The organism is Bacteroidota bacterium (assembly GCA_016714535.1).
Classification (GTDB): domain Bacteria; phylum Bacteroidota; class Bacteroidia; order AKYH767-A; family OLB10; genus JADKFV01.
The window spans coordinates 161,275-172,957 of record JADKDR010000009.1; the positions used below are offsets into that span (position 1 = coordinate 161,275).

Below are 11,683 nucleotides of genomic sequence, written 5' to 3' on the forward strand. Positions count from 1 at the left end.
GTTATGCTTGTTTAATTATTTGCTCTCTGTTGAATGATGATGTTTCTTTTCCAACACCGAAACCAATTTCTCTGCAGCAATAAAAGACATACTTTTTGTTAAGTGTATATCAAACTTTTCCTTAATAACGATGGCCATCGATTCGTCTAATATTCTTAACACCAGTCGAATATTGGGTTGAAAATAACGTGCATTCAAGCCAATCTCAAGGTTTCCATAGTCATCATCAATAGCCGAAATCAAAGCGCGACAATGTTCTGCACCAACATCTTCTAATACATAAGGTAAGCGGGCATCTCCGTTATATACATCCACATCAAGGTTTCTAAAATACTCGATATTAGGCGAATCCTGATTTGATTCAACTATAATTATTTTCTCACCTTTCTTTATTAGCTCATCAGCTATAAAATAACCAAGGCGGCCAAGCCCACAAAGTATAATATGATTCTTGTAGTTATATTTTTTTCTGCCCATCAAGCGTTGAGCTCTGCTTTTTAATACTCTGTCAAGTATCAATGAAAATATCAACCATAAAAAGATGGATGAACTAAGTATTACGATTATTCCAACAATCTTGCTTAAAGCTGCAGTTTTAATAAGATTAAAATCGCCATAGCCAACAGTTGACATCGTTACCACAATAAAATAAAGCGAATCTAGCCAGGATAAGTGCTCAACAAAATGAAAATAGGATACAGCAGCAAAAGTGAGCAACCCAAATAACGAAATCAAGATAATTAGTAACAAGTTATTTGAGAACTTTGTCTTTCTCAATCGGGATGGTTTGTTCTTAAGCTTTTGGTTGACTGAATACTGTCCCTCTAACGCCTCCACAAAAGCGGGTGCTACTATTTTTGCAGGATTTAGTATGGTGAGATTGGCATGCGCCATTTTTAAGTGTGGCCTAATATTTTCATTGAAAAGCGAAGCGGTTATTGGCATATCAGGGTAAAGAGCAATTAAAGCAATAACTACTTCAAAGCTATCTTCGTCTTTTTCAAAGAGGACATAAATCATTGCAAATGACTTCATATCCAAATCCGAAAAATAATTATTTATCTCACTAATAGTAGATGATTCGCTGCCGGGCAAATGCGTATTTAAATTAGTTAAGTGGGTTACCTTATAACCCTTTTCAGTTAATCGTTGTTTGGTAGGCTTGGTAAAGTGTCCGTTACCTAACAATAATACAGCTCCCTTATACATTGATCCGGTAATCTTATACGTTATTTTATAATTTGCCTAATATTTTGCAATACTAGTAATATGATTTATATATCATCCATTTCACACTTAATTTAGCAATTTACCAATGTAAAATTGCTTAGCATTAAAACATGTTCGCTGGAAAACAGTTATTTCCCTCGATGCATTTTTTGCGTCACTGTTTTAATAAATATACATTTACCAGCAAAAATAGACTTAACCAGAATCTCTTACCCTGCTTATTGCTTATGCGCATCATTGGGTTTTTATTAATTTCAGTAGCAACCATCATCCTGTTGCTATGCATGTTTTATCTAGATGATACTGAAAACAACTTCATACGTGCTCTACTAACCGTAGTGCCTTCTGTATGTTTACCTTTAGGCTTAAGCTTTTTATTTTTTAACAGCGAAACAAAATTATTTGATTTAGTCCTGCGTATATTTCAGGCTGTATCGCTCCTCTTAATACTTGGTGGAATTGCTTTACAATTAGTGAGAAATGGTAATGCATTTATTTTTATGCTAACCGGGGCACTTGGTTACACATTTGCCTACGCTCCATTGCAACTGAAAAAAGATTATAATCAATGGCAAAGCCTAAGTCAAAGCAAGTTTTATAGCGCATTGCTAAGCATAATAAATTTTTATGGAGTAAGTGCATTGGTAATCGGCACTTTGTTTAAACTAATGCATTGGCGTGGCGCCAATTTTATGCTTATATCAGGCATGGTGGTTGCTATTGCTTCACTTTGGTTTTGGAATTATCTGTATAAAAAAGTTATGCTTGAAAAAATTGAAATCGAAAAAAACATCAAGTACGCATTTGACGAATTAGACAAGAGCATAACCTATGCCACCCGCATACAGAAAGCGAAATTACCACGCACCGAAGTTATTTACAAAAAATTTCAGCAATCGTTTGTTCTTTACAAACCAAAAGAAAAAATGAGTGGCGATTTTTACTTTTACAGCGAACCGGGCTCCAACGCTTGCTTTATAGCTGCTGCCGACTGCACAGGCCATGGTATACCTGGGGCTATTTTAAGTATGGTAGGTTCCGAAAAATTATTTGAACACTCGCGACCACATGCTACTGCCGGGCAGGTTCTCATGAATCTGAATAATGGACTGCGTGCATCCCTGCGCCTGCGCGATAATAATTCCGGTATCAATGATGGTATGGACATAGCCATTTGTCGGTTTAACGAAATAGATAATCAACTTACTACCATAGAATTTGCAGGAGCCAAAAGGCCACTGCTTATTGTACGTAAAGACAGTACCGAAATTGAAGAAATAAAAGGCAACAAAACTTCTATAGGAGAGCAGGAAGCCGATGAATCTACTTTTACTACGCATACCATTAACCTAAATAAGGGTGACACCATTTACCTTACTTCGGATGGGTATGCCGATACTTTTAGCGCAGCTGATAAAAAACTTACTACCAAGAAGTTTAAGCAAATGTTGATTGATATTCAGACTATGACGATGGATGAGCAGGCAAAACACTTAGATGACTTTATCGAAAAATGGAAAGGCGGATGCGAACAAACCGATGATATACTCGTAATTGGTGTAAGGGTATAAGGTAACCGTTACAATCAAAACCTTCCAATTAAACGGAGATTAATTTGACGATTGGTTAGATAATTAGGAATTGCATATTGTCTGCCAGTAACATCAGTAATCCAGAGATACGAAATGGTATTGTTTACTTGTAATAAATTAAATACCTCGAGGCTTACAGATAATGCACTAATCCGGTTGGCTAGTTTAAGTCGGTAATTATGCGGCTCATCAGGGTCTATTAACACACGCGAAAATCCAATATCTACTCTTCTATAAAAGGGATATCGCAGGCGGTCGGTATAGCGATTGTTGCCCGGAGGGCCAAATGGCATTCCGCTACCAAATAATAAATTCAGGTACACTTTATATTTTGGAAACTTTGGAATATAATCCGAAAACAAAATACTTGCTGTAACACGCTGATCGGTAGGGCGCGCAAGATTTCCAGGATTAATGCGGACGCTATCAGTAGCTACATTATCAAAGGTGTATCCGCGGATAATTTTTTCTCCAGAAGCATTGTAATAGTCATAGTAAAAATCATCAGCAATGTCTTCTATCGATTTCATATAATTAATGGTAAACCAGGATTCGGTTCCTTCAACAAATTCGCCATTCAACCTGAAATCGATACCATACGTATATCCTTTGCTTTGGTCATTTGGAAAATAGCGTAAACGCACATCTTCTGTTTTAAATGGAATTATGTTTGACAGACTTTTGTAATATGCTTCGGTAACAAATTTAAACTGACGGCCCTGCCACAAAAATGATTGCTCGGCCCCCGCCAATAACTGAAAGGACTTTTGTGCCCTGATATTCAAATTAAGATTACCCTGGTAATCTCGCATTTCACGATAAAAAGGTGGTTGGTAATAATACCCTGCAGCAAATTTCAACAGCAATCGCTTCTCATATTTTTTTGGGAAATAACTTAACGACACCCTTGGGCTTATTGCCGTTTGCTTGCTAATACTCCAATAATTGGCACGAATGCCATAATTGATTCGTAATAGTTGATTAGTATCGAGGTATGTACTTGCATCGGCATATCCCATTACACGATATGAACTAAGCGTATTGGCTGCACGCACTACATCGTTTAATAAGATTATCTCATCATTAGGATTGGGAATGGAATAGCCTGCGCTATCAATGTAATACCACTCGCGCAGTTGATCTGTAATTTGTTCGGTTTGAAAACGCAAGCCACCAAAAAAAGTAGTACGGCTGCCTATGTAGCGCGTTTTAAGTTCGCTATTGTAAACTTTTGCCTTCAGCTTATTGCGTGCATGATTAAGAAAGGAGCCTATGCCGCGGTTAAAGGCTGAATCACCAAAATCGCTCGAGCCAAAATCATTTTCCAACTGATCTAGAAAGTACTGCCCGAGGATATCATAACTTTCGGTTTCGCGTGTTTCAAAATAGGAACCAATTAGTTTTATGTTTAACGAACTATCGAAACGATGTTCGTATATAAATGCACCTGTACCGTTTACAAACTTATTGCTTTCCTGCCCTTCGAAAAAAACCTTAAAGCGCAATGCTTCATTCACAGTACCAAAGTCTGTTTCGCGGTCGGTAGGTATTACCCTGTAATTAGTTTCCGAAAAATTTCCCAGCAAGGTGATGGTGTTGCGCTGTGCGCTATCTAAATCGAATGTTAGTTTGGTTTGTACATCGCTCGCAGTAGGGCGATACTCCCCTTGCGTATCAAGCGATCGCAACAGGTATTGGTTGGTTTTGTGCCTTGCACCAAACAGGTAGGTAATACGTTTGTTCTTACTCAATCCTTCGAAATGAATACCACCTCCTAAAAAACTTGCATTAACGGAACCATGAAAAGCCCTCGGTTTTTTATACTTCACATCAAGTACGGATGATAGTTTATCACCATATCTTGCATTAAAACCTCCGGCACTAAAAGAAATATTTTCAGTAAGCTCTGGATTGATAAAAGATAATCCCTCTTGTTGACCGCTTCGCACCAATAAAGGTCTGTAAATTTCTACCTCATCCACATAGATAAGGTTTTCGTCAAAGTTGCCTCCCCTAACATTGTACTGGCTACTTGTTTCGTTAGTGGTAAAAGCGCCACCACTCATTATCACCAATCGTTCTACTCCCCCACCCGGCCCGCTAATTTTGTCGGTAAGGCGCACATCTAGTGGTTTCATAAAATCATTGGCTTCCTTTTTTCCGGTTACATCCACCATTGCAATATTTCCCGAAAGCTGCTTTAGTCGTGGGTTGTACTCCTTCTTCATGCCGGACTTTAAATTTACAAACAGCGTGTCACTCTTATAGCTGCCCAAAAAATAAACAATCGTTACCGGAGTATTAGCCGGTATCTTTATGGTATAATTCCCATACTGATCGGCAAATTCAGAATTGCCAGAACCTAGCTGAGCAACGGTAGCCGACAATGGTTGCAATTTTTCGTCAGTCACTTTACCGGTAATAATTGCGGTGCCATCCTGCGCCAAAATGGTTGTAGCAGATATAAGCAGATAAACGAAACCAAAAATTAATTTGTTATGCAAGCGCATATAAATGGTATAAGGTGGTAGTTATTTTTTCTTCCTTTTAAAAGCACCTTTTTTCCAGGCATCAATAAACTTAGCCCAGGCAATCGGATTCGTAATGCTATAGCTAGGATACAAGTTTGAGTTATACAATCGCGATTGCTGTTGTTCAACGGCATATTTAAAATTCAGACTTCCGTCTGGTGCAACAAACTGACTAAGCTCTTGCAGGGTTTCGATATCCATATTTCGGTTAGCGCGCGAAAGGTCGTTATCGTTAACTTGAAAGTCGACAAAGGCTTGCCTGAATGACTCTATGGTGGGCCATGGTGTTACCATGATGGTTGGTAAATTAACCGTATCGCCAATCAACACCTGAATTAGCGAATATTTATCTTCGCTAAGTGTATCAGCAATAACGAAATCGGCCTGTCTAAATCCAAGGCAGGCAAAGTCAATGGTATCGCCTTTGCGTGCAACAAAGGAGAAAAATCCATAAAATCGGAAACCGTACCGCTCGATCTTCCGCGTACCATAACTGTTGCAAAAGGTACTGGCTGCAAACTATCGCCCGTAACCACAACGCCTGTAAACTGCACCAAATGCTGATTTGTTTGCGCCAATACAGGTAGTATGCCCATAACTACCAGCACAATTAAAATGTTTTTCTTTATCATCCCAAAAATTTTCCCTGCAATGTTAAGCAAAATAAAGCAAGGTATAAAACTGATAAAACCCTGCAATATTGTGCAAGGATATGTGCTGATAGCATAACCCATAATTTTCGAAAATTTGAATGTGATCCCTGTTGTTTTTTACTGAGTATTCTATTCTCTCATTGTAAAACAATATCGAAAAATTCAAAATTGCGGCACAAACTAATAAGGCAGGTCAGTCTAATTTTTTTGCCGATATGGATGATATAGGGTATTTTTATGCTACAAAATTCGTTTCGCTTTTTTACTTACGCTCTGTGCAAGGTTTCAAAATTGATACCCCTAACCGTTTATATATAACAATACAAGGATTGAGCACCCTTCATATTGCAAGGTTTAATTAAACTGTAACAAGCCGCAAATTAAAAGTAGTGAATGGGAGTTTAGCAGCTAACGTTGACAATAATAACAGCCAAAGTGTAAAACTAAAAGGGAGTCTTTCTTATAATGATTTGTTATTCACACAACATGCGATATACATTGCTAGTAATATAAATAGTATGTGTGCTCATAGAGTACTTCTGAAATTAGATAATAAATTGATAGTTGTTTTAGCAACATCTGACAACTACTTAAAACAATCACAAAATGTCAGCAGGCAAATTGTTTAATTTAATAGAATATTTCGATGGTATTGATTTGTCGTGTCCGTAACAAAAATCAATCACTGCTTTTATTTTCTATTTTGCTGTAAAAAGCAGATAATACTGAATGTTTGAATTTTTTTGCCAATGTTTGTGTCTCCTTTGGTCATTGTTTGTGCCTTCACAAACAATGCTCACTGTCTAATCCTCGTTTGTGGGGGCACAATCGAGGGCTTACACATTTCCCCCAGGGCAACCACCAATTACCGCGCCCTCCTCGATTGTGGCTTGCGGAAACTTTTGTTGCGGCCAGTAAAAGTTTTTGGCCTTCTTATTAATGGTTCATAAGCCAGGGCATCTCCAAATTGTTGTGGCATGGGCAATTTTGTAACCTCGTAGCCTATAAGGTTTTCTATGCGCAAAAATTTACCCTGATCCATTTCGCTGATAAAAGTAATGGCCTCTCCTTTCGAAGCTGCGCGGGCTGTACGTCCTATGCGGTGTATATAATCTTCGGCATCGCCAGGCACATCGTAATTTATTACCAGCGATATATCTTCAATATCAATTCCACGCGAAAGAATATCGGTAGCTACAAGTATTTGTACATTGCGACTACGAAAATCATTCAACGCTTTTTCACGTTCATTCTGCATCAAATCCGAGTGTATTGCCTTAACATTCAACCCACCCTTTATTAAGTCGCGCTCAAGGTCTTTCACTTTTATTTTTGCTGAAAGAAAAATCAACACACTTCTATACACATCGTCTTTACCTTTTAATAAAAACTTTGTTAACTCGTTTTTTTGCTTTTCAAAAAGTACATAAGCAGATTGTGTAACACCTTCGGCAGGCTTAGATAGCGAGATATTTAACTGCTCGGGATGATGCAATAATTTTACTGCAAGGGAGCGAATCTTAGGTGGCATCGTTGCCGAAAACATAAGCGTTTGCCTCTGCTTTGGAAGAAAAGTAGATATTTTCATAATATCATCCACAAAACCCATATCGAGCATACGGTCGGCTTCGTCAAGAATTAAATGTTGCAAGTGTTGTAGCTTTACGTAACCCAAATTTAAATGTGCCATCAAACGGCCTGGAGTAGCAATAATAATATTTGCACCTTGACTTAGCGCACGCCTTTCGGTTTCGAATGCTGTACCATCGTTGCCTCCATATATTGCCATACTACTTGTACCTGTAAAATACGAAAAACCCTGCAAGGCTTGGTCTATTTGTATGGCAAGTTCGCGAGTGGGCACAATTATAAGTGTATTGGTAACATTACTTGGTTCGAGCGAAAGTTTATGCAATATGGGCAACAGGAATGCAGCAGTTTTTCCCGTGCCTGTTTGTGCACATGCTATTAAATCTTTACCGTCTAGTATTAATGGTATCGCCTGTGATTGTATTGGTGTTGCATTTTCAAATCCCATGGTATCTAATCCATCCTGCAAGTGATAATCAAAATTAAAATCTACGAATTTCAAACTGTTTTTTTTTACGAAGATATAAAATGTTTTGGAACGAATGATTTCGATAGGATTGAAAGCTATCTATCAACATTGTTAATTGAAACATTTCGTTCTCAAGCTTATTCATGCTACAACTGTTTAAAGAAATAAATTTACTAAAATGTTTTATGAACCTGACATAAAATATGGATGCCTGTAGCACAAATGTCTCCCTTACAGTTGCCAAAGGAAAACAGACAAATCACTCAATGGCGCATTAGATTTCGCGTTTTTTTCGATAGATGAGGGCTTACAACTTTTTGAATATGCGCCTACAAGTGCAAATGTTTTGTAGCAAATGATCTGCGTAAAATACAAGTGCCCGGCAACAGGGTTATATGGATTATAGACCACAATGTAAACACCACCAATGTATGTATTGCCAAATGCAAGTTTTGCTATTTCGCTCGCATACTGGGCCATGCAATCATAAGGGCAGGCACCGCGGTAATCGAGGCCTGTTTCTAAATCGCGCTTGTGATGAGTGATGAAGTATTTTTTTTGTGGGCGTTGCACATACTCGCACATTATTTTGCCATATGTGAAGCAGTCGAATAAACCGTTAATCTTTAATTGCAACCCACCATTTGTAACGTTAGGTGTATACGTTATTCACGTGTTGCCAAGGTGGTCATAAACACATTAGGCATTTTCGTTATTACTAAGAGTGGTGTAAACAGTATACGGTTCATAAAATGGGTCGTTGGTGCCTGTGCAGTTGTATGAAGATAAGAGGTTATCTTCGCGCATCATTTGGTCTACAACTTTAATATAACTTTAATTGTAAATCAATTTTCATTTTTCAAGAATAGGAAAAAATAAATTATACACGGTTTATGTCAAATGTTGAAATGAGACAATTGAAAAAACAAGCTTACTATTTTAAAGTTGATTATTTTTCTGCAAAATGTAATCGGCATTTAGTGCATAGAGCTTTTATTGTCGTACAACTTTTACGAGCCACAAGCGAAGATGCTTGCCTGAGAGAGGACATTTCGATTTCAGTCTTGTTTTCTGGAACAAAAATTATACTTTCACGCGCATTCACTATTTCTAGCTCGAAATTATGTACACCATTTTAAAAAATATAATGGTATTATATCAATGGCTGTGTTTGGTAAAATTGTGAATGTCTGTAAATTTTAAACCGAATTATTTTTACTTATTATTTTTACTTATGCAGTTTGCCAATACACATCTGATTGTTGCAGTTACTTGTAACTTAATCATATGTTGGGGATTTGGAATAATACGATTGACCCACAGCAAGAAGCCTATATGGAGCACAGAGGCACAAAGAGGCGCTGTGTGGCATACACTTGGCGCATAGAGAATACCGCAATTAATACAACAAGAGTGCAGCTTGTATTTGGCAAAGTTAGGAATACGATTGGCACTAGGATGCACAAAGAACCGATGGTTCAACTAGTTATAGTAATGTGCATTGGATGCCTTTTGACAACATTTTTATAGAAATTATTTCCTTCTAACATAATGATATTAAAAAAAATAATGGCTACTACCCTTTATGTTAAAGAACAACTAAAATCAAAAAGTCTATTAAATACAGAATATTATCATTTTCGCTGCTTACTTTTGCCTTCGTAATAAAAATTAAAGAGAAACAAAAATTGAATATAGCATTACAAGATATTAAAAACAGGTTTGGCATTATAGGCAACTCAGCTGCACTTGAATATGCCATAGATACCGCCCGACAGGTTGCTCCCACCGAAATAAGTATTTTAATAACCGGTGAAAGTGGAGTGGGCAAAGAAGTTTTTCCACAGATAATACATAACCTAAGTCCGCGTAAGCATGGCCCATACATAGCGGTTAATTGTGGAGCAATACCCGAAGGCACCATCGATTCTGAATTATTTGGGCATGAAAAAGGTTCGTTTACGGGGGCACATGAGTCTCGCAAAGGCTATTTTGAAGTAGCAAATGGAGGCACCATCTTCCTTGATGAGGTGGGAGATCTGCCACTTGGCACCCAAGTGCGGCTGCTTCGGGTGCTTGAAACCGGTGAGTTTATAAAAGTAGGTTCTTCAAAGGTAGTTAAAACCAATGTACGTGTGGTAGCAGCTACTAATGTAAATATGATGGAAGCGATGGGCAAAGGACGTTTCCGCGAAGACTTGTATTATCGGCTATGCACCATACCGATTTTTGTGCCATCGTTGAAACAACGCAAAGAAGATATTGCCTTGCTTTTCAGAAAATTTGCTGCAGATTTTAGCGAAAAATACCGCATGCCTGCGCTTAGCCTTAGTGACGAAGGATATTCGCTTCTGATGAACTACGATTGGCCGGGTAACATCCGACAATTAAAAAACATGACCGAGCAAATATCAATTCTCGAAAAGGATAAAAATATTACAGGCGAAACGTTGTTACGCTATTTACCCAAGGATCGCATTTCAAACTTGCCCATGCTTTTGCGTGATGAAAAATCTTCAGGAGATTTTTCCAATGAACGTGAACTTATTTATAAAATACTTTTTGATATGCGTAAGGAAATAAATGAGTTGAAGCGTATAGTATTTGAAAATGGTGCTGGACCGGATAGTCAGCAAGAAAATGATTTATTGCCGACACGCTTACAACCTATTCGCGAATTTACTCATGATTTAGCCAGCAACGATGGGTTTACCATACACAATTCTGGCGACAGAGTAACACCACATGTAGAAGTTCAAGAGTCATTATCAATTATGGATAAAGAAAAAGAACTCATAATAAAAGCATTGCAAAAGCATCGTAATCGCAGGAAAAATGCAGCTCGCGAATTGGGTATAAGTGAACGCACCTTATATCGCAAGATAAATGAGTATAACATCAAATCTTAGTGCACTGCTGCTTTACGAATAAACTAAATTTTAGGTTGTTACAAAAAATGGACTTAGCTTTCGATTGATGTTCAACATTGTGAATTATTAGCATGTTCTATCATTATTTTATATGGCTTCCACTATAACTAAGAAACAGATTTCGCTCATAGATACGTTGAAATATGAGTCGCTACGCGAGCATTTGCAAACAGGCGACTTGGTTTTTTGTTCGGGCAATTATCAATTCAGCAAAGCGATACAATACTTTACAAAATCTGTTTGGAGTCATGTGGGAGTAATTTACAAAGACGAAAATCTTGGTCGCATGCTAGTACTTGAAAGTGAAGCCGGCATTGGAGTCAGGCTTTGTCCCTTATCAAAGTACTTAAAAGATTATCATGGCAAAAACAAGCCCTATAAAGGTTTTGTGGTGATAGCACGCGTTGATCCTGCTGTAAATAGTGACAGGGTAAAAAAAATTATCAGCTATGGTCTGGATGAGTTAACCAAGCCTTATGATAATTGGGAGATAATTAGAATCATGATTCGTATCCTTTTTAAAATTACACGCAAAACCAAAGACCGCAAATACATTTGTAGCGAACTTATTGATGAATGCTACAAACAAGCAGGGGTTAAATTCCGATTACTCAATGAATTTATAAGTCCTGATGATATATGGAATGACGATAAAGTGGTAAAACTAGGACGAGTGTTGTGATTCCAT

The 11,683-nt window shown here is 37.7% G+C and carries 9 protein-coding genes; 3 read left to right on the forward strand and 6 right to left on the reverse strand.

Annotation, left to right across the window (positions count from 1 at the left end; all coding sequences use genetic code 11):
• Nucleotides 1-15: 15 nt before the first annotated feature.
• Nucleotides 16-1,209: a potassium channel family protein gene (locus IPO27_13270; protein ID MBK8847455.1), complete on the reverse strand. Its 1,194-nt coding sequence runs from the start codon at nt 1,207-1,209 to the stop codon at nt 16-18.
• A 248-nt stretch (nt 1,210-1,457) separates the two neighbouring features.
• Between IPO27_13270 and IPO27_13275 the strand changes: the two genes are divergently transcribed.
• Nucleotides 1,458-2,801 (forward strand): SpoIIE family protein phosphatase, encoded by a 1,344-nt coding sequence (locus IPO27_13275; GenBank protein ID MBK8847456.1) that lies wholly within the window; start codon nt 1,458-1,460, stop codon nt 2,799-2,801.
• Nucleotides 2,802-2,815: 14 nt separating this feature from the next.
• On the opposite strand, the gene IPO27_13280 is transcribed toward IPO27_13275, so the two are convergent.
• From IPO27_13280 to IPO27_13300, 5 genes are all read right to left on the reverse strand, one after another.
• Nucleotides 2,816-5,332 carry a TonB-dependent receptor plug domain-containing protein gene (locus IPO27_13280; protein MBK8847457.1) on the reverse strand — a complete coding sequence of 839 codons (2,517 nt, stop codon included), beginning with the start codon at nt 5,330-5,332 and terminating at the stop codon, nt 2,816-2,818.
• Nucleotides 5,333-5,353: 21 nt separating this feature from the next.
• Entirely contained in the window at nt 5,354-5,680 is a 327-nt protein-coding gene (locus IPO27_13285) for a hypothetical protein (GenBank protein MBK8847458.1), read from the reverse strand.
• An 8-nt stretch (nt 5,681-5,688) separates the two neighbouring features.
• Nucleotides 5,689-5,985, reverse strand: coding sequence for a hypothetical protein (locus IPO27_13290; protein MBK8847459.1), 297 nt, complete (start codon nt 5,983-5,985; stop codon nt 5,689-5,691).
• 886 nt (nt 5,986-6,871) lie between these two features.
• Nucleotides 6,872-8,098 carry a DEAD/DEAH box helicase gene (locus tag IPO27_13295; protein ID MBK8847460.1) on the reverse strand — a complete coding sequence of 409 codons (1,227 nt, stop codon included), beginning with the start codon at nt 8,096-8,098 and terminating at the stop codon, nt 6,872-6,874.
• Nucleotides 8,099-8,296: 198 nt separating this feature from the next.
• Nucleotides 8,297-8,650: a hypothetical protein gene (locus IPO27_13300; GenBank protein ID MBK8847461.1), complete on the reverse strand. Its 354-nt coding sequence runs from the start codon at nt 8,648-8,650 to the stop codon at nt 8,297-8,299.
• 1,109 nt (nt 8,651-9,759) lie between these two features.
• On the opposite strand from IPO27_13300, the gene IPO27_13305 reads away from it, so the two are divergent.
• Together IPO27_13305 and IPO27_13310 are read left to right on the forward strand one after the other, a co-directional pair.
• Nucleotides 9,760-10,974 (forward strand): sigma-54-dependent Fis family transcriptional regulator, encoded by a 1,215-nt coding sequence (locus IPO27_13305; GenBank protein ID MBK8847462.1) that lies wholly within the window; start codon nt 9,760-9,762, stop codon nt 10,972-10,974.
• Nucleotides 10,975-11,086: 112 nt separating this feature from the next.
• Nucleotides 11,087-11,677 (forward strand): hypothetical protein, encoded by a 591-nt coding sequence (locus tag IPO27_13310; protein MBK8847463.1) that lies wholly within the window; start codon nt 11,087-11,089, stop codon nt 11,675-11,677.
• Nucleotides 11,678-11,683 lie beyond the last annotated feature (6 nt).